The sequence below is a fragment of the Sulfurimonas sp. genome, assembly GCF_026196735.1.
GTDB lineage: Bacteria > Campylobacterota > Campylobacteria > Campylobacterales > Sulfurimonadaceae > Sulfurimonas.
In genome coordinates this window covers 141,197-166,395 of sequence record NZ_JAPHUF010000012.1, presented here as the reverse complement: position 1 = coordinate 166,395, position 25,199 = coordinate 141,197, and the positions used below count along the sequence as shown (strand labels likewise).

Below are 25,199 nucleotides of genomic sequence, written 5' to 3'. Positions count from 1 at the left end.
AAAAAAGGTTTATTAAATCTCTTCTTGTAACTCTTTATAACTGCTAATCTTAGTTTCTCTCAAATCAAAATGTTTTTTTTCACAATAAAGATTATTGTCTTTAAACTGAGGCAAAGCATTGATTTTATCTATATCAACATCTTGATGTGTCTCTTTTAAAAGAACAAAATCATCACCAAAAATACGAAAAACTTTACAAGCATTAAATTCATTTTGCAGATAAAAAACAAAGTTTATTAAAAACTCATCACCTTGACTCCATCCAAATTGTTGATTATAGAGCGTGAATTTTTTTATATAAATAATATTTAGACATATATCTTTACTCTCATCTTTGCTTTTTTGCAAGATAAAATCAAGATAAAAATGGTTATAAGCATGTGTTAGAGGGTCTTTAAAGAAGTAAGCAAAGCGTTCATCATCCATGTGCGAACACGGTTCTTGATTTATACTTTGCTCTATTTCAACTGATGCTAAAACCTTAACAGCACTTTTAATGACTAGAGGGTCATACCATACTCCGCTCAAATTTTTGAGTTCTTGTATTGCCTCAGAAGTTGTTTTTCTGCTTTTGTATATTCGACTGGTCGTCATTGCGTCAAATGTATCGGCTACAGACATAATCCTTGAGAGCAGTGGAATCTCCTCGGCTTTTAAACCACGGGGATAACCGCCCCCGTCATAACGCTCATGATGCGCATAAACTATTTCAGCCAAATGTTTATACATCGGAACCTCAACAAGGATTTCATAACCGGCAGTTGCATGCTCTTTGATCAATCCATACTCGCCATCAGTCAATGCTCCCGGTTTTAGCAAAATTGCATCAGGAGTCATTATCTTTCCGATATCATGTAAAATTCCAGCTTCATAAATCAGCTCGCAATCTTCTTCTTTTAGTCCCATATCCTTGGCAATATCCCTTGAGTAGCTTGCAACCCGCTCACTATGCCCGCCGGTGTATGTATCTCTTCCCTCTATCATCTTCACAAATGAATGTATAGCCTGTTCGTAATTTTCAACTTGTATTTCTTGAAGCTGCAGCACCTCTCTTGTGCGTTCTTGCACCATTGTTTCGAGTTTTGTTTTATACATCTCATTTTCACGAAAAGCACTTAACTTATCTATAGACTGCTCAAGAACTTTTAATGCTTGGTCAAAATTAACAGGTTTGATAATATAGCCGGTCACTTCAAGTTGAATAGATTGTGTTAAATACTCAGAGTCGGTATAAGCAGATATGACTATAACTTCTTGTTTTTCATTTTTTTGCCGTATGTTGCGGATTAGCTCCAAGCCATTCATTTTTGGCATGAGAATATCTGTTATAACAATGTCATAGCTGTTTTGAAGATATTTTTCAAGACCCTCTTTACCATCAGCGGCTGTATCAACATGAGGGAAAATTTTTCTTAAAAAAAGTGCGATTTTTTCGCGTAAATCTGGCTCATCTTCAACATATAAAACAGAAAATTTTTTAGCTTTTTTTTGTAGCGAATTTACTTTTCCTTTTAAATCATCATTCATCTTCTCTCCTCGTTATTTTCTTTGCCTAGACTACTGTTTTGCTTTAGCAGTTTTACCCTAAAACAAGCTCCTATATCTTGGTTATATGCTTCAATCTTGCCATGAAGATGATCTTCAACAATCATTTTACTCATATACAGACCCAAGCCTGTACCGGTGATATCTTCTTTTGTAGTAAAATATGGATCAAAAATCTTTGCAAGAATAGCCTCGTCAATTCCGGTACCATTATCACACACCGTAACATCTACATATGCACCATTATCCTCTATGCTTACCTCTATGAGCGGGTTTTGTGTATGCCCTGCCAGAAGTGCATCTTTAGCATTGTTGATTATATTGACAAACACCTGCATCAACTCTCTTGGGTATGCATCTACTTCAGATTCGCTTAGATATGATGTTTTAAACTCAATATTATTATTGACAAGGCTGTCTTTAACTATCGTATAAGTTTCTCTTAGCACATCTTCAAGTTTCACTTTGGAAATTGACTTATCGGGTTTAAAAAAGTTTCTAAAATCATCAATAGTTTTGGAGAGATGCCCGGTTTGATTAAGAATATCTCTTGCATATTTTTCTGACTTAGTATCATCGAGCTGCTCTGTTGCTATATCCAAAAGTATGTTATTTGCATCCATAGCAATCCCGGTAATGGGCTGTCTCCATTGGTGTGCTATCATTCCTATCATCTCTCCCATTGCCGCATGACGGGATTGAAGAATCATCAGCTCGTCTTTTCTCTTTAGCTCTGTTACATCCATGGCTGTTGTAATTCGTACTTTTTTGCCATCGATGATGCCAAGCGGAGCAGAGGTAAATGTCCAAATCATCTTCTTGCCATTTTTGGCAGTAATTTCAAAGTCACCTTCATCGACTCTCTGTTGGGTATCAAAGAGATTTTCTATATCCTCTTGTGCCTGTTTAGAGTACTCTGGAGTCATTTTTTTTACCATTTTACCAATAGTATCAATCTCACTATGAGAGTAACCTGCCAAATCTTGCCAAACTTTGTTTATCATCAATATTTTGCCATCTTCTCTGCCTATTGACATCGGTGCCGGAGCTTCATTGAAAATGGTCTCTAGCTCTTCTTTTTTATCTTTTAGCTGCTTGAGTGCTTTTTCTTGCTCTGTAATATCATTTGCGACTGTTAAAATATACCTTTCACCATCAATACTCGCCACGCTTGCATAAATATTGAGAATTATTTTCTCACCGTTTTTTTTGTTTAAAGAGTGGATAAAGTTCTCAACGAACCCGTCTTTGTTTAAAGCATCGACATACTTTTGTCTATCAGCAATATCATCCCATAGATTTACATCTATTGTTTTCTTACCGATAAGTTCTTCTTTTTTATAGCCCAAAACTTTTTCGCCGGTCTGGTTGACTTCAATAATTTCTCCCGTTTGCATCTTTGTAATAAGAAGAACATTGGGAGTGTTATGAAATGCTTTTTCAAATTTTTCTCTTGAAAACCTAAGTTTCTCTTCTACATGTTTTCTCGCACTGATATCTTGAATAAACCCGACAACTTTCTCTGCTTGTCCGTTTTCATCATATTTAACTTCAGCAATAGATGAGATGATTTTAGGCGCACTGCCATCAAATGGATGTATCTCAAACTCAAGGTTGTACTCCAAACCATTCTCTAACAAATCAATCAATGCCTGATGAACACGCTCTCTCTCAGGGATACAGCTCTCAACAAGCTCTGTTGTAAAAGAACCACTCTCACCGGAAAATCCATAAATGCGTTTAGATTCTGATGAAGCCAAAAACTTTTGCGTCTTTATTATGTATTCCCATCCCCCGACCTTGCCGATTTTCTCCACTGCTTCATAGCGTCTTTTTTCAAGTTCTAAAGCCTCTTGCATCATTTTTTGTTCAGTTATATCTACTGAATTTCCAACTAGCCCTATGGTTTTACCTTCTGTATTTATCAGAGGCGATTTTACGGTTAAAAAATAGACTTTTTGTCCATCAGGGTAAATAACCCATTCATGACTTGATATTATTTTGTTGTGTGAAAATATTATCTGGTCATGTTTACGAAAAGCATCAGCAGTATCTTTACTAAATAACTCATAATCGATTTTTCCTATGATTTGCTCTTTTGATTTTCCTAAAGTTTTTTCAAATGCTTTATTACATGTAATATAAACAGAGTTGACATCTTTTACAAATATGAGGTTATCCACACTGTCTACAACATTGTCATACAACTCTTTTAATCGCACAATCTCATTTTGTGCCTCTTTTTCTCTGCTGACATCAGTGTGTGAGCCTATCATGCGAATAGGTTTGTTTTCCTTGTCAAAGATTGTTTTAGCCCGTGAATCAACCCACACCCAGTGTCCGTCTTTGTGCTTAAGCCTGTAAGTATTTCTGTATCGTCCATCTTTGCTGTTTATAGCTGTTTTAACATCTAAATGTGCCTGAGCAAAATCATCAGGATGTAAAAGGCTTTTCCAGGTTTGAAAGCTATTTTCCAGCTCATCATCACGATAACCGAGTATCTCTTTCCATCGAGGAGAGATATATACCTCATTGTTTGATAAATCCCTATCCCATAAGCCGTCTGTTGTTCCCTCTACGATGTAACGATAACGCTCTTCTTGTTCAATTAACTGCTTTTGTATTGTAATGTTATAAAGCGCATAAGCGATATCTCCTGCAACTTCTTCTAAAAGCATCAACTCTTCTTTGTCTCTAATAGGTTTTTTATCAATCGAGATAGTTAAGTAGCCATAGAGTTTTTCATTGTGCTTTAAAACTATATTAAGAGCGCTCTCATTATTATATTTACCGCTTAGCGAACACTCAGGACAGCTTTTTTGTGTATCTTCTATAAAAGAGTGCCCTTTAGATTTCTCTCGTGTTTTGCTTATGCAATACGGTACCCAGCCCTGTTTTAGTTTCTCTTGCAACTGCATAAAATCTTCAGCATCATATGTACTTGCGATATGCTTTATATCCATATCTTCATCATATATAACAATCCATGCATCCTTATAAATATGCGTCGATATTAAGATGTCGCAGCACTCTTGGATTAACTTTTGAGGCTCTTTTTGACGGACAATAAGTTGGTTAACAGCTCTTATAACCAACAAGACATTATTTAGGTACTCATTTTTTTTAATATGTCTTGTAATTTTTCTGATAACAAAAAATGAAAAAATTGTGAATACAAGAAGAAATAAGAGTGTTAAAATTAAGTTTATTGTTTCATACTTCTCAAACATTTGGTTAGATTTAGCTTTGAATTCGTCAGCTTTACTTTGAGCGTGTATATATAATTTTAAAATAGAAGATTCCATTGCTTCAACATGACGGGCACCTTCTTCTCGAACAATCATTTCCGCTTCTTCAAACTTGTGGTTTTTTGTCAATGAGATTACTTCATCACGAATCGGCTTCCAATCTTTAAAGAGCTGTTTAGCCTCAGCCTCAAGCTTTTGTCCTTCGTCTTCAAGTATGTTTTGTTCAATAATTTTAAAAAACTTATAGACTCTTTGTTCATTATGATTGATATTTTCAATGAGATTATCTAAATCATCATGCGATAATAACAACACGATACTTTTCATATCTCTATGCATTTTATATACTTTTGCATTGAGCTTTAATGCTGTATTTGAAACTTTTAGAGGGTGTTCGTAAATCTCTTCAGTGACCACATGCATAGAGTGTAATTGATAGAAATTAATAACATTTAGACCAATGATAAAAAGAGCGCTCAAGCTTGAGACAAGTATGATAATATTTATGTCTTTTTTACTTTGGCTAAATTTATTCATAAATCATTCCTAGATATCTCTTAATTTCTAAAAACAAAGGATAACATAAAATGACATAAATATAGCTAATTTAAGGGTAATCATGTCCAAATACCGATACTTTTATACAAAGGATTTTAAGCTTCATTTAGAGAGTTAAAAAAGTAAAATATGTTACAATACTTTCATTATAAATTTCATTTATAGTGAAATTTCACAATAAACTTATTAAAAGAAGAGACATGGCTATTACAATAGAACAGGCACTCAGACATATTTATGAAAATGCAGCGATAAAATCTTTAAAAATTCTGCCAATTGAGTCAACTTTGGGCTATGTCTTGGCTCAAGATGTCATAGCAAAGCATAATCTTCCTCCCTTTGACAACTCTGCGATGGATGGTTATGCGGTAAAATGTAGCGACGCGGGCAAATCCGTAGAAGTGCTGCATACTATTTTTGCCGGAGACGACTCAAGCGCAGAGTTGCACTCAGGCCATGCAATCAAAATAATGACGGGGGCTAAGATACCTGCTGGATGTGAATGTATAGTTCCTATTGAAGAAGTAAATCTAATCAGTTGTGCAACCTCCGAAGAAACTCTAGAAATAAAAGACTGCATTGTTTTACCTCAAAATTTGAAACAAAACAGACATATCCGTTTTTGCGGAGAGGATATTCAAAAAGAGACTCTACTTTTAACAAAAGGGCAAAGACTTCATGCTCATCATATTACACTTTTGGCATCTCAGGGTATCAGCCATGTAAAAGTTTTTAAAAAACCAAAGATTGCTATTTTTGCCTCTGGAAACGAACTAAAAATGCACTTTGAAAATGTTGAGTCACACCAACTATACAACACCAATACTCCGACTTTTTACTCTAGAGCGCTAGAACTTGGCTGTGAAGTCAACTTTATAGGCACGGCAAATGATTCTATTGAAGATATCCGTATGCACATACAGAGTGCGCTTGATAGTGACCTTATCATTACTTCGGGCGGTGTTAGTGTTGGAGATGCAGACTTTACAAAAGAGGCATTTGGAACTTTTGGGTATCAAATAATTTTTGATAAGATAGAGATAAAACCCGGAAAACCCACAACTTTTGGAAAAATTGAAAAGACTTTAGTGTTAAATCTTCCAGGGAACCCTTTAGCTGCTGCATTAAACTTTGAACTCTTTGGACAAAGTATCATCTTGGCTCTCAGCGGTGAAGAATCTAAGTATATCAACTATATTGAATCAGAAATAGCTAGTGATTACAGACTAAAATTTGGTAGAAGAACTTTAGTGCCGGGATTTTTTGACGGCAAGTCGTTTACTCCATATAAAAGATTCTCTCCGGGTATGATATCGCCTCTTGCAGTCTCAAACTCTTATATTATAATTGATGAAAATTGTGGACTGTTGCCAGAGGGTTCCAAAGTAAAGGTAATCTCTACAAGATTTAGTTTTACATCCAAAGAAGTTACTAGTTTAATCAGTTGTGAAGCTGGAGTTTAAACACTTTGAGGGTTTATAAAACTCTCGCCGCGCTTTATCTTTTCCCAAAGTTCACTGTCATTCCAACCGTTTTTTACTTCATCAGAAAAAACTATCTCATTTAAATCAATAATTCCCATATTTTTTGAATAAGCATCTTCATTAAAAGCTTGTGCATAACCTGTAGCCGTCTCATGAACTATAACACTGTGAAGTTTTACTTCTTTTTCGCCATTTATACTTGATGTAAGTTTTAAAAGTCTGTCTATCATCAAAAATATAACACGGCAAAACTGTTCAGCCGATGGAGATACCGGCAGCTGCAGCCATCTGTCAGAGTGTTTTTTCATATCTTTTATATACTCTTCATCATCACCGCTCCAAAGTGTAATAGCGTGGTCAAATGAGTCAATCAAAGCTTTCATATTTTGCTTCATAAGTCCAAAGTCATATATCATCTGTCCATTATCTAAAAAGTTAGATTCAAACAGAAGTTCAACCTTGTATGAGTGTCCATGGATTGAACTTCTGCATTTAACACTAGAACAGCCTCTGACTATATGAGCGTTTTCAAATTTAAAAAGTTTTCGTATTATCATCTTTAAACACCCTTGTTTTGATCCCATATTCGAATATGAAGTCTATCGCTAAAATTATAGCCTTTTACCTTACAAAACTCTATCAAAGGCTCTGTGTTTGCTTCAACTTCTTCTTTGCTTCCGCCAAGAGGCATACAGTAAACCAAAGTCTTTGGTGAGTGCACTATTATACTCTCTATTTCCTCTTCTAATCCCAAAGTAATAGACTCCGCATCAATAGAAAACTTAAAAAATGCCTCTTTAGCATTTGAAGCTATAGAGTAGATAACATCACCTCTGACTCTTTTGTTTAAAGGCTCATCAGAGTTTGATAGTTTTACCGACAGAGCAAATATACACTCTTTGTATACAGGGTATTTTTCAAAGTCTACATGTAAAGAAGCGTTTGTCTCAAATGTAATCTTGTGCCCGCTTGCGTGAAGAGCCTCTAAAAACTCAACAAATACAGGGTCATTAGCATATATCAGAGGCTCTCCACCGGTTAAAACTATATCTACATGTCGAGGTAAGTCATACTGCTTTAAAACAAGTAAAAGCTCTTTAGCACTGTTTATAGGTATCCAGTTTTTTGAGAAGTGTTCTTTGTTCACTGCATATGCAGTGTCACATCCTAAGACTTTAACACCATCAGGAGAGAGTTCTTCACAACCGAAACCTTCACATTTCATATTGCATCCGCCAAAACGAAAGAAAAGTGAAGGCACACCTGTATATCTGCCTTCACCTTGGATGCTATAAAAATGCTCAACTAGATAGAGCATTTGTCATCCACCAGTCTCATAAAAAGCACGAGATGAAGTCTCCGAGTCCTCGCCGCCCCATCTGTTTTTTTCAGGCTTAGTCCTTACCACTTCTCTTAAAACTTCAGCAGCAGCTTGGATGTCGCCAGCCTTGATGGCCTTGCCGATACTTAGTGCCTCATCAAAATACAGACACGGTATGAGGTTGCCCTCAGCAGTTAGCCTGATGCGGTTGCATTTTTTACAAAAGTCATCTTCATAGGGCTCAATCAAACCAAATCTGTACCCGTCTTTCATACGAAAGTAGTGTGAAGGAGATGAGCCGTCAAAGCCCTCATCTTCAAACTCATAATGCTCTCGTAAAAGACTTAAAAGTTCATCAGATTTTAGCCCGCTTATCTCTTTAGCTGCAAATTGATTTTCCATATACTCTATAAATCTTATTGACATGTCACGCTCTTTGCAGTACTCTAAAACATCTACAATCTCATTGGCGTTCATGTTCTTCATAGGCACCATGTTTACTTTTACTTTAAGGCCGACTTTGCGTGCTTCTTCAACACCCTCTAAAACATTTTTTAAAACATCTTTTCCGGCAATAGCTTGAGCGACTTCAGGCTTGAGTGTATCTATGCTTACATTGATGCGTTTAAGTCCTGCATCTTTAAGCCTTTGCGCCGTACCTTTAAGCAAATATGCATTTGTAGTCATTGCTAAATCTACAGACGGTTTATAGTCATAAATCATCTTGATGAATTTATCTAAATCTTCTCGAAGTAGCGGTTCTCCACCGGTTATTCGGATTTTGTTTACGCCCTCATCTATAGCTATTTTCATAAACAAAAACAGTTCTTCAAAGCTAAGCAGATTCTCTTTTGGAACCCATGAAAAAGGTTTTTCCGGCATACAGTATTGACATCTAAAGTTACAGCGCTCAGTTACAGAGACACGAAGATAATCAACTACTCTATCATAGCTATCAATTAGCATAATAATTCCTAAACTATTTTATATGCAGGTATTATATCTTTTGGAAGTAAAAGTGAAGTTAAATTTTTTGAAGTTATTTTAAAGAAGTGTTTTCAAGCCACAAATGTGACTTGAAAATAAGAAAGTTCTAGTTGCTAGCGAATTTGTAAGTTAGCATTGCCCAGAATTTTGTAACATCAGCATAATTAACATTGTCACTGTCAAAGTCAGCAACTTTGATTGAACCTGTTAAGTTATTAACACCAGGAATTTTGTTTGAATAAACAGCATCGATTTCTGTACCGTAATCAGTACTTCCATATTCGCTTTGGAAATCATGGTAAACAACTTTTAAAGTACCAAAATCTTTAGCTTTATATCCAACATAAGCGCTCATATCTTCTAAACCAGCAGTTGGTGAACCACCATTACCTAAGAATACATCAGCCCATCCATTTTGACCATGTAGTGTAGCATACGGTGTTTTAAATGCAGTATCACCACCGGCAACACCATCTTCACCACTTAATGACTCATAACAAACACCAGCTAAAATACCGTTTGCATTCACACCAAGACCAAGTCTGTAGTAATCAGCATCAACATCTACAGCACTATTATCAGTACCTGATTTCTCCATAGAAGGGTCAGTTTGTGTAGCATACTCTGCACGGTAACTTACTTTAACACCATCAGAAACAGCAACATCACCAGTAAGTGCGATACCATAAGTATCATGTTGAGTACCTATCATATAAGCATAAGCAGTAGCAGTTAACTCTGGCATTACTTTATATTTTGCATTTAAAAGTAAATCTCTTGAGTCTGCAGTTCCCTCGTATGCAACTGTATTTCTATCAGTTATATATGAAGCAAATAGATTTAAGTTTTCAACATCGCTGTTTGTAACAGTAACAGCATTAAATGTTTGAAACATTTGTCTCCAGCCAACAGCTCCAACAAATCTTTGATTGTCAAGATTAATCATTTGACGACCAATTCTTACATTAGTCTTACCATACTTAGCATCTATGTATGCTTGAGTAAGGCGAGTTTGCTTTGGATCAACTACTGTACTCTTATTATTTGGATTAGTAACACCATCGTTATAATTATTGTTTAAAGCAGATACATTAGTCATCTCTACATAAGCAGATAACCAATCAGTACCAAATAAATCACCACTAGCACCGATAGTTAAACGATTTGTGAATGCATTCGCATCCCCAGTAGCATCTGTCGCAACTGTTCCAGAATCTTCAACATTCTCAAAGCGAGCTCTGATTTCACCTTTCACTTTAACATTACTAACGATATCAATTCCATCTGCCTGTGCTGAAACTGAACCAATCCCCATTACCATAGCTGCAGCTATTGACATTTTTAACATTTTTCTCATTTATATCTCCTGTTTTGTCTGTTTGTCACTTAATTAAAGAAGTGATACCTCAACCCCTAGCAAAAAAGGTGTCATTCAAGTATCACTTCTAATTATGTGATTTATTACGACTTGACACATTCTACATCTCTAATTTTTAAATTAAGTTTAAATTATAGTAAAATTGTCAATTTATTTACTTTTTACCATTAACTGTATATATTAAGCACTTTTTTATGTGATAAATCAACTTTGATAATACCCTGTTTATCTGTTATAATGGCGCTATGAGATTTAGAAAACTAAAAAAACAAAATAAAACAACTCCAACAATAAATAAACCTAAATATATGCATGCTAGATACAGCTATAGAATAAAAGCATTTATAACTGACATGTTTATGATTTATGCTCCGATACTATACATAATCGCTTATGTAGTTATGAGTGGAAAAGATGATTTTCAATCATCAGAGCTTGCACCGTTGATAGCGGTGAGTATCTACGGGCTCATCTATGCGCTGCTACTTAGTAACTTTGGACATACCCCAGGTAAAAGAGCATATGACATGAAAGTAGTTGATGACAGAACCGGAGAGACTATCAGTTTCTTTAGAGCTTTATTGAGATTTTTAGCATTTTTATTTACTGCAACAACTCTTTTGGGACTTTTTCTTCCATTTTATAGAAAAGATAACAAAGCTCTTCATGATCTTATATGTAAAACACTTGTTGTGGTTGAGAAGAAAGCATAGCATGAGAGCGAAAAAAACTTTACATGTAATAAATTAATACTTTAATATAATTGCCGAAATTGAACAATTAAGATAGTTTTAGAATTGTGTTAACGAATTGTTGAAGTAAGAGTAAAATCTGCCTCGAAAGAGGCAAGCTTTTAGGAATGCTAACACATGGGATTCTCCACGCTGAGTTGCCATAGCGGCGCCAGCGAAATCTAAGGAATCAGCGTGCCCCCTTGCGGGTATACTTCCTTAGATATTTTAAATTAGTGTAAGTCTCTCCACACTTGTTTTTTCCACAAGAAAGCAAAGATAGCGAAGATAATAATGTAAATCATTACATTTCTACCTATTTCTTCTCTTTCATGACGCTTAGTATCACCGGCATCTTTCATGTGCTCAATAATTTTCTCAGCAGCATCTGCGGTTACACCTACACGAGGCATAGCAGTTCCTTCAAGAATATTTTGAGGATTTTCAATCAGTTTACTAAGGAAGTCATCTCCACGAGAACGGATATACATACTTAAATCCGGTGGTAATTTACCCATATATTTAATAAGAGATTCTTGATACTCTATAACTTTAATATCAAACGCTAAAGAGTCTTTCTCATGCTTGAATTTTGGTTTTTCACCGATTTGAGTCCATTTTTCATACTCAACTGAATGACATCTACCACAAGCGTCTTCATACGCCATTGCAGGTGTAACATCTTCAGGTTTTACAGCAATAGATTGCATATATGCAACCATGTCAGCAACTTCTTGATCTATATCGCCGCCCATTCCATAATATGAAACCATCGGGTGCATTTCACCTTTTGCAGCATCAAATTTATGCTCAACTTTTAGAGCATGTGCAGGGTTTTTAATCAAGTCTGCTAAGAATTTAGCATCATAAATAGCTCCAGCATTACTTAAGTCCGGTGGATTAACACCGTAAGCGCCAGCAGCTGTAACTGCGTCCATTGGGGCAGGCATACCAGCTACTTCTATTGAGTGACAGCCGGTACAACCGCCATTTACAACTAAATCTTTACCGCTTGCAGCATTTCCGGTTTTTGTTATCGCCGGTAAATCGTTATATGCAAAACCTTCATTTTTTGCTTCTATTACTTTCTTATGTAATACATGGTGAGCAAAAGGCTCAACAAGATAATAAGTTGCTAGCGAGAAGAATACTACAACTGCTAATATAATTGGTTCTTTATTTTTCATCCTATCTCCCTATACTTTTTTTTCGCGTGCTGTTATAAATGGAAGTGCTATCCATTGAACGACAAACAGAACTGCCGAAACAAGACCAATTTGACTAAATACACCTTCCGGCGGTAACTTACCCATAGCTGTTAAAATTATCATATTAGAGAGCATTACCCAGAACCAGATTGCAAATAATCCACGACGGTTTGCAGGAACAGCATTTGGACTTCTGTCTAACCATGGTAAAAGAACAAAAATAACTTGAGCAAAGCCAAATAGTATAAGACCTAAGTCAATATTAAATGGACGAAGAATCTCATAAGACCATAAAAAATACCACTCAGGGTAGATGTGTGCAGGAGTCTTAAGACCATCTGCAGGGTCAAAGTTTACCGGATCCATTGCAAAACTATAATTCCAAAATACTAGATAGAAAAAGAAGATTAAGAAAATTCCAACAACCATCATATCTTTAGACATAAAGTCATTAGCAAATCTCATAACTTTTGAACCAGCTTTGTCGCCATCTAAATATTTTTTAGATTCTGCATCAAAATCAATCTCTTCACCATCTTGGTTGTTAACATGCGGTATACGAAGAGCAGCAAAATGAAGACCTATTAGTGCCATAATTGCTAATGGTAATAAGAAAACATGTAGCATAAAGAAACGGCCTAAGAATGCTTGAGCAGGAACATAATCCCCACGAATCCACTCAACTAAACCATCAGCATGTAGTGAACCACCGGCAAATAGGTTAGTAATAACCATACCAGCCCAATAAGACATTTGTCCCCATGGTAACATATAACCAGAGAATGCTTCAGCTGAAAATGCTACAAAAAGAAGCATACCCGAAACCCAAATTAACTCACGGCCCTTTTTGTAAGAACCATAATATATACCTGTAAACATGTGAATATAGATAACCAAGAAAACTACTGATGCCGCGACACCGTGTATATGTCTCCAGAGCCAACCAAAGTCAACTTCTCTCATAATAGTATAGTTTACACTATAAAATGCTTCATCAACAGTAGGTACATAGTACATTAATAAAAATATACCTGAAACTACAAGTAGTGCAAAAGTGATTACAAGAACCATACCCATTGCCCATAAGAAGTTAATATTTTTTGGAATCCAGTACTCAGATGCCATTACTTTTTCTATTTTCTCAACTGCTAATCGCTGGTTTAACCAATCTTTAACACTAGTTGCTTTTGTAAAATGTGCCATTTACTTTCCCCTTTCTATAGCGTAATGCCAGTTTCTTTCATCTGTTTATATTCTGGTCCAACTTCACCGAGTATAACTTTGTTTCCATCAATCTTAAACGGAGGTATATCAAAACCACGCGGTGGCGGTACTTGTGTTACAACACCAGCCCAATCAAACTTTCCACCATGACATGCACATAAGAAACCTTCTGCTTCACCTTTATATGCAGGAATACAACCTAAGTGTGTACATAAACCGATTGCTAGCATAAAGTGAGAGCCGTCAACAACAATATCACGCTCTTTTTGTTCATCTGTCTGCGAAGCAACCATTGCTGCAGTTTTTTTCAAAACAAAGATTGGCTTACCTCTCCATTTTTCTGTTACTAACTGATTTTCTTTATATATTGACATATCAAGTGTAGTAAAACCAGCTGCCTTAACACTTGGAAGCGGATCCCAAGTTTTTTTCATTGCTACCAATGAACCGACTGCACCAACACCTGCTACGGCGCCAAATGCTTTACCCATAAACCCTCTACGGCTACTGTTATGCATGTTTGCCCTCTTTCACATATTTTTTAAAGACTGATTATATACCAAATATGTTTTAATTAACTATAAAGTTAAGTTTTCTTTTATCAAATCTACTAAATTATAATTATTCTGTTTCAATTTTACATAATTATGACTATTTATTGAACTTATAACTTCAATAAACTCAGCTTTATTGTATTTTTTTATAATTGGGATGTTTAGATTCTCAAAAATCTCCTGAAACTCCGTTATATAGTCATCTCTTTGGATATATATCGGCTTCCCGCCAGATGCAAGATTTTCCAAAACAGCTTGAGGAGATGCAGTAATAAGAATTTCTGATTTTTGTATCACTTCATCATAATCTTCAAACTCATGATAATTTTTAAACTTTTCTTTTAGCATGTCTTCATAATCTAAAAAATAGTAAAAACCTAAAAGTAAGTCTGGATTTAAATCTTCAACAAATGAAAGATTTTTTTCTAAATCTTTTTCATAATCATCATCACCGAAAAAATAAGCGATTTTTATAGTTTTGTCTTTTTGCTCACAATATTTATCATCTACAACTACTTCATTACTCTTTACATGTATAAATGTAGAGAAAAATTGTTTCATATCTTCTAACATTACAGGGTTTGCTTCATCTGAGTCAAATATAAGCTTATCTCCATGATTAGCAATATGGGGAATGTTTCTAACGACATCAATCCCAACACTTTTCTCCACTCCAAAATCTCTTGCAACCTGTGCTATACGAAAATCTGAACACAAAAGCGTTATGTCTGCATCACCGAGTGCTCGAATAGTTGTGCAAGCTCTTCTAAATCTATCCAGTCCTATTCTGTGACCTGTATGAACATAGTAGTAATTTTTCATTTATTTCTTCCTGCTATTTTTATGTATATATGTAGTATCTCTATTGCAGCCGGAGTTATTCCGCTTATCATTGACGCTGCTTGAAGTGTTGGCGGATTAAAAGTCTCTAACTTCTCAACAATTTCTTTTGATAATCCACTTACAGATACAAAGTCAAAATTTTGGGGAATTTGAATTTTGAGATATTTTTTCATCTTCTGTATCTCTTGGCTTTGCATAATGATATATCGATGATATTTTCCCTCTACAAGAATCTCTTCTTTAATATAATCATCATACTTGTTTAACTCAGGAAGAAGTGCCACCATCTTAGCAACATCAAAAGTTTTTCTAGCTACTAGCTGCTGAGCTGTGATAATATCTTTTATCTTCTCTTCACCGATACTTTGTAAAAATGAATTAAACTCTTTATTTGGCGTATATACGGTATCTAAAAGAAGTTTTGCACCATCTTGAATCTGCTGATTTTTTAATTTTACCTTTTCATACATGTCATCACTCAGAAGTCCAAGCTCATAACCATAATGAGAAAGTCTGGTATCAGCACTCTCTTCACGAAGTAAAAGTCTATACTCAGCCCTACTTGTAAACATACGGTAAGGCTCGTTAGTTCCTTTAGTAACAAGATCATCTATCAAAACACCTATATAAGCTTCATCACGACGAAGCACAAGCGGCTCTTTACCTTGCAAAGATAAACTTGCGTTTATCCCAGCCATAAGTCCTTGAGCTGCCGCTTCTTCATAACCTGTGGTTCCGTTAATTTGACCGGCACAATAAAGTCCGCTGATTTTTTTAGTCTCAAGCGAGTGCTTAAGCTCACGAGGGTCTACAAAATCATACTCAATCGCATATCCATAACGAACAATTTTTGCATTTTCTAAGCCTTTTACCGACTTAATCATCTCTCGTTGAACTTCTGGCGGCAATGAAGTTGAGAGTCCATTTATATAACACTCTGTATTATCCATAGTTTGTGGTTCTATGAAAAGATGATGTCGATCTTTATCTGCAAATTTACTTACCTTATCTTCAATAGATGGACAATATCTTGGAGATTTCCCCTCTATTTGACCCGTAAAAAGTGGTGCACGGTAAAAATTTGAAGAGATTATCTCATGAGTTTGCTCATTCGTGTAAGCTATGTAACATGGAAGTTGTTTTTTAGTTTGGCGAAAAATTTCGCGGTCAGTTCTAAAAGAAAAAGGGCTTGGCAGTTCATCTCCACCTTGTTCTTCCATCACTGAAAAATCAATAGTTGAGCTGTCAAGACGAGCACAAGTACCTGTTTTTAATCTAGCAATATTGAGTTTTGCATCATTTTTTAGTGAAGCACTTAAGCCTTCACTTCGTTCTTCACCGTACCTGCCACCTTTTTTTTGCACTTCGCCTACATGAATAATACCATTTAAAAAAGTACCAGAAGTCACGATAACTTTAGATGCAAAATATTCATTTAAAAGGTCGGTTTTTACACCCAAAACTACATCATTTTCAATAATCAAAGACTCAACTGTTTCTTGAGCAAGATTTAAATTTGGTGTGTTTAATATAGTATTTCTAGCAATTATACGATACTTGTCCATGTCAATTTGCGCACGACTTCCACGAACAGCCGGACCTTTTGTCTGATTAAGGATGCGAAACTGAATCCCTGCCGCGTCAGTTATAAGCCCCATCTCTCCGCCAAGTGCATCAATTTCACGAACTAAATGTCCCTTTGCCAAACCGCCTATTGCAGGGTTACAAGAAGTTGCTCCAACATTTTCTGCAAGCATTGAAATCATCAAAGTTTTGTTACCCATTCTAGCACTTGAGAGGGCAGCTTCAACTCCGGCGTGACCACCACCAACAATAATTACATCATAGTTCATATATAATTCCTACTATCAAATCTCATAAAAACTGAACTCGTCCAGTTTTTATTCAGTCACTAAAGCTTCGCCTTTGGCGAGAAAATATTTATATATTTATGAAGACTATATAGCTCTTTCAGCGGTTATAAAAATCATCAAAAATTCAAGGATGAATTTTGATTTTTATCCTCGGAAGAATCACAGGATGTGATTATGAGAATGAGCTTAAAGAGCTATTTAGTCATAGCAACTTTTTTATTAAATCGAATTTTATCATTTTTAAGTATAATTTGACAGAGAATAGAAAAATTAAACAAGGTTTTTAATAATTATGATAGAAAAAGCACATGAAGCTTATAACAGCGGCGATTTTAAAACTGCGTTTGACATGTACACAAAACTAGCCGAAGATGGCAACGCAGATGCTCAAACTTCACTTGGGTTTATGTATCAAAATGCTCAGGGCTGCCAAAAAGATGAAAAAAAAGCACTTGAGTTATACGAAAAAGCAGCTGAGGCTAAACAACCCTACGCTCTCTTTAACTTAGCAATCCTTTATATGAATGGTATCGGCGGTGTAGAGCATGACCAGTTTAAAGCGCATGACTTACATATGGAAGCAGCCATCAGAGAAGTGCCGCCTGCAATGTATGAAGTCGCACTTATGTTAGAGCGTGGTCTAGGCTGTATTCAAAACTATTCAGAAGCTGCTTTTTGGTATGAAGAGGGAGCAAAACGCGGACACTTGGAATCTTTTAACAACCTTGGTGTTTTATATAAAGATGGTCATGGTGTACAGCAAGACAGAGCAAGATGTTTTTTATGTTTTAGCAAGGCTGCCGAGGGTGGTTTAGCCCAAGGACTTTACAACCTTGGTCAACTTTACGATCAAGGTTACGGTTGCGAACAAGACCATGAAAAAGCGCTCGACTTATGTAGACAAGCTGCTTATAAAGGGCATGCCAAAGCTAAAGAGATTATCAAAGGTCTTCAAGATGAAGGCAAAATTGTATTTTAACAAAAGTTTTTTAAAGGGGACAACATTTTTACAGGACTAATTAGAGAAATCGCCCATGTTAAAAGCCTGTCCGGCAGCACTTTGAGTATAAAAGCAAAACACAAGGCAAAACTTGGTGATTCTATTGCCATAAACGGAGCCTGTCTTACTGTTATAAAAGTTTTAAACGATGGCTTTAGTGTTGAACTATCCCCTGAGAGTCAAAAACTCTTGGCAATGGAGAACTACAAAAACGAAGTTCATATTGAGCCTGCTATGATGATGGGTGACAGATTTGAGGGGCATGTAGTTCAAGGACATGTAGATTGTATAGGGACTATAAAAGAGATAAAAAACAACGGCAACTCTTTTGATGTTTTTATCAGTGTAGAGAAAAAATTTATTCCTTTTATTATTCCAAAAGGCTCTATTACCGTAGATGGTGTCAGCTTGACTGTAAATGATGTAAACCCTGACAGCTTTAGACTGACTATCATCCCGCACACCATGAAAGAGACACTCTTTAAAAACTACCGCAAAGGCTCTAAGGTAAATATTGAAACAGACATGTTTGCCAGGTATGTCTCACATATTATTTCTCATCAAAAACAGGCTCTGTCTTGGGATGAAGTTGAATCAATAACAGCAAGATATTAAAATTTAAAAACAATTTATAAAATGTGATTATTTTTTGATATACTACTATTAAATTCAATCAAATAGGTAACACTTTATGAAGACTATTAAAAATATTTTTCTCCTATTGACTATCTTGTATATTGGCGCTTATGCCAAACCTCTTACTCCTGATGCTGAAATTGCAAAACAATATGGCGTAACCGTAGTATCACCACAAAAAGCCTTACAAATGCAAAAAAGCGGTGCAATCTTTGTCGATACTCGAAAAGTACCGGAATATGCTGCTGAGCATATTCTTGGAGCTATCTCTGCTTACTATGATGAAAAAGGCGGAGATGACAATAAAATTGTAAATTTTGATACTTCAAATGATCTTTATAACACTTCAAGACTGCCTAGTGACAAATCATCTCAACTTATTTTCTACTGCAACGGTAAAAAATGCTGGAAATCGTATAAAGCAGCTGTTACAAGCGTTAAAGATGGTTACACAAATGTCTACTGGATGCAAGACGGCATATCGCAATGGAAAAAAGATGGTTTTTTTGTTGACAGTATTAACAGTATTTCAGAAAAAAAAGTAGAAGAGTTTCAAACTGATATTTACACTCATATTAGCATTAGAGTAGCACTTGCTCTTGTTATGTTTGTTCTCCTGTATTTTATATTTAAATTTTTAATAAACAGAGAAAACTTACTTATTGCTAAAAAATTACTGAGCAACATATTTGTCGTGTCTATAAGTATGGTTGTAATTGGCTACTTCTCCCTAAACGCTTCTAACAATGCCAATAATTCTATAAAAACAATTTATGAAGATTATTTTCAGCCGCAAAACGAGCTGCTTCTTGCTATAAATGATTTTAATTCCATCCAAAATAATCTCTCAAACTCTATAACAGGATTAGTTGCTTTTGAAGGAGCTAGATTATCTTTAGTGGAGACTAAGAAAAATTTGCAAAGGGTTATTGCAGATATACGAAAAAGCTCTTTTTACACTGATGAAGACATCAAAACCTCTTTTGAAAAAATAATAGCTGAATACCAAAATGCAAAACCTCTTTTAAATAAACTAGAACAAGCCTATATGAATGAAAATATAAACACATTGCATACTTTAGCCTCAAATGACTGGGCTCTTACTAGTGGCATAATAAATAGAGAATTTAACATGATTAAGCAAAAAGTAAATGCTAAAATCAAATTTATCTACAATGAAACTTCATACGACTTACTAAAAAGCTTCTACGATATACTTATTTTGATTGTATTTTTCATACTTGTATCAACACAGTTAAATCTTCGTCTATATGCATTTATAAAAGAATCTATCAACACTATCAAAGACAATATGGTGCAAACATTAAACTCTCTTGACTTATCACATGCAAATTTACAGCATAAACACAGAGACGAACTTGGTGAGGTAGCTACAGCCTTCACAAGGCTATTGCAAGAGGTGCAAGAGGTGCTAAATGAAGCTAAGGCTTCATCCAAAAAGAACAATGAACATACAGAAAATATGAAAAACAGCGCAGCCTCTATTAGTGATGGAGCTCAAAAAGAATTTGACCTTGTACATGCAACAAAAGGGATGAGCGATGAGATGGAAACTCAACTCTCAACTACTGCACAAAATGTTCACAAAACTCAAGAAGTTACAACTCAAGCAGAAGATAATTTACAAAACCTACAAGAAAATGTTTTAGATATAGTCGACAAGATTCAACTTAATGCTCAAATTGAAGAGGATATTGCTTCTCATCTGAACCAGCTGACAAACGATGCCCAAAAGATTAGTGATGTTCTTGGAATCATAGAAGACATTGCAGATAAAACGAACTTACTCGCCTTAAATGCCGCAATCGAAGCAGCAAGAGCCGGTGAACATGGAAGAGGCTTCGCAGTTGTTGCTGATGAAGTTAGAAAACTAGCAGAGAGTACTCAAAAAGCAATAGGTGAGATTCATGCAAATATTAGTGTCATCATTCAATCTATCACGGATGCGAGCAATCAGATGAATCACAATGTAGAAAAAACAAGAGCACTTAGCGATGACTCAGAGATGATGAGAGAGAAACTTCAAAGTACAAAAGATATCATTACAACAACTGCTGATTTGGCTTCTTCATCCCTGCAAAACACACAAGAAGTTCAAGAAAAAGCAAAACAGGTTTTAGATAATATTGAGTCAATTGATAAAATTGTTAATCAAAATAGAGAGAATGCTATGAATATATCAACAAGTTCAAATGAACTCTACAGCATCAGTCAAACTCTTAAAACTCAGCTTGACAAGTTTAATACTTAGTCCTTTTTAGTCCATTAAAGGTTTAACATGTGGATTGCATGAAATTTTATGTTTCATATCTACATGTACAAACTCATCGAGTTCTTTCAAAGACGCAACCGTTGCATTCCTAAAATCTTTACCGCTGTTTACATAAACATTAAAACCATTCTCATAAAGAGCGAGCCGTGTGGCAAGTGCCGTCGAATATGTAGTTAAAACTCCATCTTGCTTCATAGAATTTTTTATATCGTTAAAATACTCTTTTGTCCAAAGAGTCTGATTTGTTGATGGGGAAAATGCGTCTTGATACACTATGTCAAATTTATTTTCAAATTTTTTTACATACTCTCTTGCGTCACCCAAAAAGAGTTCTACATGTAGATACTCATCCGTGTAACTACCGTGATTTACTAACTCTAAAATAATATGCCCAAACTCATCAAACTCTTTTGGATAAGTGAAGTCAACGAGTGCTTTTACTAAAGAGGCATCAAGTTCAGGGGAAAAGATATTTAGTTTACATGTAAGATTATTTTTTTTATGATGATAGACAGTTGCCAAGGTGTTAAAACCAAGACCAAAACAGATGTCTAGTATGTTTATACTCTCTTTGTTTTGTTTGATTTTAAAGGCTGGATACACATGTTTATAAAGAGACTCACTAAGTGCACCATCTTTTGTTGAGTGATAATGTTCGTCATACTCTTTTGAATAAGCCGTGTACGAACCATCCCCACTCAGAGTAATCTTGTGAAATTCATCATCAAAATTACTCATTATTTTGGTTTTTAAACTAAACCTTGCTCTATCATAGCATCTGCTACTTTTTTGAAACCTGCTATATTTGCACCTAAAACTAAGTTTGTAGGCTCTCCAAATTCAGCTGCAGTCTCACTAGCACTATCATAAATGTTTTTCATAATTTGGTCTAGTTTTGCATCTACTTCTTCAAAAGTCCAGTTCACCATTGAAGCGTTTTGTGCCATCTCAAGTTGACTAACTGAAACACCACCAGCATTTGCAGCTTTACCTGGACCATAACAGATTTTTGACTCGACAAAAAGATCTACAGCTTCAGGAGTTGAAGGCATGTTTGCACCTTCACTTATACAAAAACAATTGTTGTCAAGAAGGTTTTTAGCATCTTTTAGATTTAACTCATTTTGAGTTGCACTTGGAAATGCTGCATAACAAGGAACAGTGTAAACACCGTTACAACCCTCAGGATACTCTTCAATAGGAGTATATTTTGCATTTGGTCTGTGTTTTACATACTCAGTAAGTCTCTGTCTGCTTGCTTCTTTTAACTCTTTTAGAAGTGTTAAGTCGATTCCCTCTTCGTCATAAATCATACCATTTGAGTCACTACATGTAACAGGTATAGCTCCAAGATGGTAAAGTTTTTCTATAGTATAGATAGAAACATTTCCACTTCCAGAAACTACACATTTCTTGCCTTCAAGAGTTTCGCCTCTACCTTCAAGCATGTACTTAGCAAAGTAAACCGCACCATAACCTGTAGCCTCAGTTCTTACTAGCGAGCCACCCCACTTAAGTGATTTTCCAGTTAAAACACCTTCATATCTGTTTGCAAGTTTTTTATACATTCCAAACATATAGCCAATTTCTCTCGCACCAACACCGATATCTCCGGCAGGAACATCAGTATTTGCACCAATATGTCTGTATAATTCACTCATAAATGCTTGACAAAATCTCATAACTTCATTGTCAGATTTTCCTTTAGGGTCAAAGTCACTTCCACCTTTACCACCACCGATTTGAAGACCAGATAAGGCATTTTTGAAAATTTGCTCAAAACCTAAGAACTTAATAACACCTGCATTTACGCTTGGATGAAATCTTAAACCACCTTTATATGGTCCTAACGCAGAATTAAACTCTATTCTGTAACCTTTATTTACTTGAATTTCACCATTGTCATCAACCCAGTTTACACGAAACAGTATCTGTCTCTCAGGTTCAACAATTCTCTCTATAATTTTATGATCTCTATATTTTGGGTATTTAATCATTAAAGGTCTAAGTGATTCAAGTACCTCTTCAGCAGCCTGATAAAACTCTTTTTGAGATGGGCTAGATCTCTTTAAATATTCAAAAACTTCTTTTACATATGGCATATATACTTCCTAATTATAAATTTTGAGTGTTGTAAAAACTCTATTTTTAATAATATCTTAATTTTAATTAATATAATCTTATTGTATAAGGAAGTATTAAGTTAATATATACTCTACATTAGAGAAATATCTATAAGCCGTTACCCCACATATGTATTTTATTAAAATATATGCCTTTATTTAGGGATTTTTCGAGTGTTAATAAATTTATTATACAATTTTTTATACAAGTTAGAATGATACTTATTAATTCAAAATGGTTCAAAATTGAATTCCTTTCTTTATTATTTATGTTGATTTTCAAGCCACTGCTCCACTTCTTTAACAACATATACAATCTTTCCACCTTCAACTTTTTGATGAAAAGGTAAAGGGTCATGCAATCTTGCTCTATAGTTTTGTTGCGAAGTCTTAGATATATTATATATTTCTGCAAACTCTTTTACTGTAATATTATTTTTTGATTGTATTTTTGTCATATTAACTTCTTGAGATTTTTTTTCTAAACTCTCACTTTTGCTTTTTTGCTCGTTAAGTGCTTTTATCAATGATGATACTTTTGACTGTTGTCTAATTAATTTAATTTTGTCACTGTCCAATGAACTTACTTCTTTTGACTCTATCATATAAAAATCCTATATTTCACAATTTATTCATTTTCCCATAAGCAAATTTTATCATATTTAATAAGAGTATTCCCATATCTCTAAAATTGATTCATAAAATATAACTACAAAACTTTCTTTATTTAAGCTTGACATAAGTTTAAGTTTCTGTTAATATTTTATTAAGATTTACTTAAGATTAAAGGAATTGTTATGAAATTAGATAATGGTGGATTAGAACTTATATTAGATGTAAAACAAGGCTATTCGGCTATTAGTTATATTAGAGCTGTTATATTAAACATTTTTAATCATAAAGATTATAAAGATGTAAACCTCTTAGGTATTACTCGCCAATTAGATACAGAACATTATGAACTATTTGAAGATGTCCTTCGTACTGCAAGAGTTTATGATATATCAGTATTGAATAAAATTGCCTGCCAATTGTTGGATAATAAGTCGCAACTTCAAAATAAATAAGCCCACTGCTCAAGTGCCAGTACTTTCGTCATTTTGCGAAAAGGTGTAACTGGTTTTACTTTCACATGTGAAATAAAAGCATTTTTTTTAAATCCCAATTATACTCATCTATGATTGGAGGTATAAAAATGACAGCAGTTTTACGGATAGAAAAAAGAAATTTTGCTGATACTAAAACTAAGAACGGCTTAGTTCGAGGTGTCGATAATAATTCTTTGGCGGCGACAAAAAAACATAATGAGCGATTAGAAATCAATCATCGTTATGAGATGAAATCAAAGCAAAGAACAAACATCAACGAAGAGAATTCATATAAGAATGTATATTTTAAAAGAATGAGTTTTGAGCAAATCAAGAAAATAAAAGAGAAGCCACATCGTTCGAATAGTGTTGGAGCATTTGAACTTGTTTTTGATTTTCAGGATTTAACAGAAGATGAAATAAATAGCTTTGATGTATTACAGCATAAAGCACTCATTGATGAGTTTTTAGAAGAGCAGCCTCTTGAAAAGAAGTTCGAGCTTTTATCTTATGTGTATCATGGAGATGAAAAGAACCCTCACTTTCACTTAGTTTTTTCAGGCTGGAATCAAGAAGAACAATCTTTTAATTTTAATGATGAGTTTAATCCAAAGAAAAAAGGTGAGCCTTTTTTAACTTCTGATGGTAATCCAGTTTTTTTAAAACATAACCGAGGAAAGCAAAAAAGCAAGTATCTACTTGATGAGCATGGAAATAAGCAAATTAAGTATGAGATGATACGAGAAAATGGTGTACAGAAGCTTCAAGATAAATGGGGTACATATCTCAAAGATAATAATTTTAGGTATTCACACAAGAAAAAATTTACGAGCTTATTGCAATTCCCCAACTATATTTGGCATAGCTTTGATTCCAATGCACAAAACAAGGTCTTACTTATAAGAGAGCTTGAGAAAGAACGAATAAAGAGTATCACAGAAAATAATCACCCATTAGCTGATGAAATTGAAATTATGCTAAAAAACGAGGTTTTAGAAGTCTTAAATATTGCACAGCACATTCAGGACGAACAAGTAGCCAAAAGGGCTAAAAACAAGCAAAAAACGCTTATAAATAACAAATTAATTTAATTCTGGAGACATA

At 34.8% G+C, this 25,199-nt stretch carries 21 protein-coding genes; 7 read left to right on the top strand and 14 right to left on the bottom strand.

Going from position 1 to position 25,199, the window contains the following annotated elements:
* Positions 1-12 precede the first annotated feature (12 nt).
* Positions 13-1,527, bottom strand: coding sequence for an HD domain-containing phosphohydrolase (locus tag OQK60_RS07090; RefSeq protein ID WP_297685491.1), 1,515 nt, complete (start codon positions 1,525-1,527; stop codon positions 13-15).
* On the bottom strand, positions 1,524-5,330 hold the full coding sequence (locus tag OQK60_RS07085) for a PAS domain S-box protein (RefSeq protein WP_297685489.1): 3,807 nt from the start codon (positions 5,328-5,330) through the stop codon (positions 1,524-1,526). Before OQK60_RS07085 ends, OQK60_RS07090 begins: the two co-directional genes overlap by 4 nt.
* 221 nt (positions 5,331-5,551) lie before the next feature.
* On the opposite strand from OQK60_RS07085, the gene OQK60_RS07080 reads away from it, so the two are divergent.
* Positions 5,552-6,814: a molybdopterin molybdotransferase MoeA gene (locus OQK60_RS07080; protein WP_297685487.1), complete on the top strand. Its 1,263-nt coding sequence runs from the start codon at positions 5,552-5,554 to the stop codon at positions 6,812-6,814.
* Here OQK60_RS07080 and OQK60_RS07075 read toward each other — a convergent pair.
* The 4 genes from OQK60_RS07075 to OQK60_RS07060 form a co-directional block, all read right to left on the bottom strand.
* The gene (locus OQK60_RS07075) at positions 6,811-7,392 is read right to left on the bottom strand and encodes a 6-carboxytetrahydropterin synthase (protein WP_297685486.1); all 582 of its coding nucleotides are present in this window, start codon (positions 7,390-7,392) and stop codon (positions 6,811-6,813) included. The genes OQK60_RS07080 and OQK60_RS07075 overlap by 4 nt on opposite strands.
* 2 nt (positions 7,393-7,394) lie before the next feature.
* Positions 7,395-8,153: a 7-carboxy-7-deazaguanine synthase QueE gene (locus OQK60_RS07070; protein WP_297685485.1), complete on the bottom strand. Its 759-nt coding sequence runs from the start codon at positions 8,151-8,153 to the stop codon at positions 7,395-7,397.
* A 3-nt stretch (positions 8,154-8,156) separates the two neighbouring features.
* Positions 8,157-9,122, bottom strand: coding sequence for a GTP 3',8-cyclase MoaA (gene moaA / locus OQK60_RS07065; RefSeq protein ID WP_297685483.1), 966 nt, complete (start codon positions 9,120-9,122; stop codon positions 8,157-8,159).
* Between the two features lie 127 nt (positions 9,123-9,249).
* Positions 9,250-10,500 (bottom strand): alginate export family protein, encoded by a 1,251-nt coding sequence (locus OQK60_RS07060; protein WP_297685481.1) that lies wholly within the window; start codon positions 10,498-10,500, stop codon positions 9,250-9,252.
* A gap of 266 nt (positions 10,501-10,766) precedes the next feature.
* Between OQK60_RS07060 and OQK60_RS07055 the strand changes: the two genes are divergently transcribed.
* Positions 10,767-11,234 carry an RDD family protein gene (locus OQK60_RS07055; protein ID WP_297685480.1) on the top strand — a complete coding sequence of 156 codons (468 nt, stop codon included), beginning with the start codon at positions 10,767-10,769 and terminating at the stop codon, positions 11,232-11,234.
* Between the two features lie 251 nt (positions 11,235-11,485).
* Here the strand turns inward: OQK60_RS07055 and OQK60_RS07050 are convergent, their stop codons facing one another.
* From OQK60_RS07050 to mnmG, 5 genes are read right to left on the bottom strand one after another with little or no spacing between them, the layout of a single operon-like run.
* Positions 11,486-12,439, bottom strand: coding sequence for a c-type cytochrome (locus OQK60_RS07050; RefSeq protein WP_297685478.1), 954 nt, complete (start codon positions 12,437-12,439; stop codon positions 11,486-11,488).
* Positions 12,440-12,448: 9 nt separating this feature from the next.
* Positions 12,449-13,663: a cytochrome bc complex cytochrome b subunit gene (locus tag OQK60_RS07045; RefSeq protein WP_297685476.1), complete on the bottom strand. Its 1,215-nt coding sequence runs from the start codon at positions 13,661-13,663 to the stop codon at positions 12,449-12,451.
* Between the two features lie 14 nt (positions 13,664-13,677).
* Positions 13,678-14,202 (bottom strand): ubiquinol-cytochrome c reductase iron-sulfur subunit, encoded by a 525-nt coding sequence (petA, locus tag OQK60_RS07040; RefSeq protein ID WP_297685474.1) that lies wholly within the window; start codon positions 14,200-14,202, stop codon positions 13,678-13,680.
* 60 nt (positions 14,203-14,262) lie between these two features.
* Positions 14,263-15,060: a hypothetical protein gene (locus OQK60_RS07035; protein ID WP_297685472.1), complete on the bottom strand. Its 798-nt coding sequence runs from the start codon at positions 15,058-15,060 to the stop codon at positions 14,263-14,265.
* On the bottom strand, positions 15,057-16,934 hold the full coding sequence (gene mnmG, locus OQK60_RS07030) for a tRNA uridine-5-carboxymethylaminomethyl(34) synthesis enzyme MnmG (RefSeq protein ID WP_297685471.1): 1,878 nt from the start codon (positions 16,932-16,934) through the stop codon (positions 15,057-15,059). The genes OQK60_RS07035 and mnmG overlap by 4 nt, the downstream gene beginning before the upstream one ends.
* A gap of 313 nt (positions 16,935-17,247) precedes the next feature.
* Between mnmG and OQK60_RS07025 the strand changes: the two genes are divergently transcribed.
* The 3 genes from OQK60_RS07025 to OQK60_RS07015 all read left to right on the top strand — a co-directional run bounded on the left by OQK60_RS07025 (position 17,248) and on the right by OQK60_RS07015 (position 20,863).
* Positions 17,248-17,934: a tetratricopeptide repeat protein gene (locus tag OQK60_RS07025; RefSeq protein WP_297685469.1), complete on the top strand. Its 687-nt coding sequence runs from the start codon at positions 17,248-17,250 to the stop codon at positions 17,932-17,934.
* Between the two features lie 24 nt (positions 17,935-17,958).
* A complete protein-coding gene (gene ribE / locus OQK60_RS07020; RefSeq protein ID WP_297686235.1) occupies positions 17,959-18,570 on the top strand; it encodes a riboflavin synthase in 612 nt (203 codons plus the stop codon).
* Positions 18,571-18,646: 76 nt separating this feature from the next.
* Positions 18,647-20,863 carry a methyl-accepting chemotaxis protein gene (locus OQK60_RS07015; protein ID WP_297685468.1) on the top strand — a complete coding sequence of 739 codons (2,217 nt, stop codon included), beginning with the start codon at positions 18,647-18,649 and terminating at the stop codon, positions 20,861-20,863.
* A 6-nt stretch (positions 20,864-20,869) separates the two neighbouring features.
* Here OQK60_RS07015 and OQK60_RS07010 read toward each other — a convergent pair whose 3' ends face one another.
* The 3 genes from OQK60_RS07010 to OQK60_RS07000 all read right to left on the bottom strand — a co-directional run bounded on the left by OQK60_RS07010 (position 20,870) and on the right by OQK60_RS07000 (position 23,612).
* Positions 20,870-21,622, bottom strand: a complete 753-nt coding sequence (locus OQK60_RS07010) for an MnmC family methyltransferase (RefSeq protein WP_297685466.1) — start codon at positions 21,620-21,622, stop codon at positions 20,870-20,872.
* A gap of 11 nt (positions 21,623-21,633) precedes the next feature.
* Positions 21,634-22,986, bottom strand: coding sequence for an NADP-specific glutamate dehydrogenase (gdhA, locus tag OQK60_RS07005; RefSeq protein WP_297685465.1), 1,353 nt, complete (start codon positions 22,984-22,986; stop codon positions 21,634-21,636).
* Between the two features lie 284 nt (positions 22,987-23,270).
* Positions 23,271-23,612, bottom strand: coding sequence for a helix-turn-helix domain-containing protein (locus tag OQK60_RS07000; protein ID WP_297685463.1), 342 nt, complete (start codon positions 23,610-23,612; stop codon positions 23,271-23,273).
* A gap of 192 nt (positions 23,613-23,804) precedes the next feature.
* On the opposite strand from OQK60_RS07000, the gene OQK60_RS06995 reads away from it, so the two are divergent.
* Complete coding sequence (locus tag OQK60_RS06995) at positions 23,805-24,074, top strand: hypothetical protein (RefSeq protein ID WP_297685461.1); 270 nt, start codon at positions 23,805-23,807, stop codon at positions 24,072-24,074.
* A gap of 128 nt (positions 24,075-24,202) precedes the next feature.
* On the top strand, positions 24,203-25,186 hold the full coding sequence (locus OQK60_RS06990; RefSeq protein ID WP_297685460.1) for a hypothetical protein: 984 nt from the start codon (positions 24,203-24,205) through the stop codon (positions 25,184-25,186).
* Positions 25,187-25,199 lie beyond the last annotated feature (13 nt).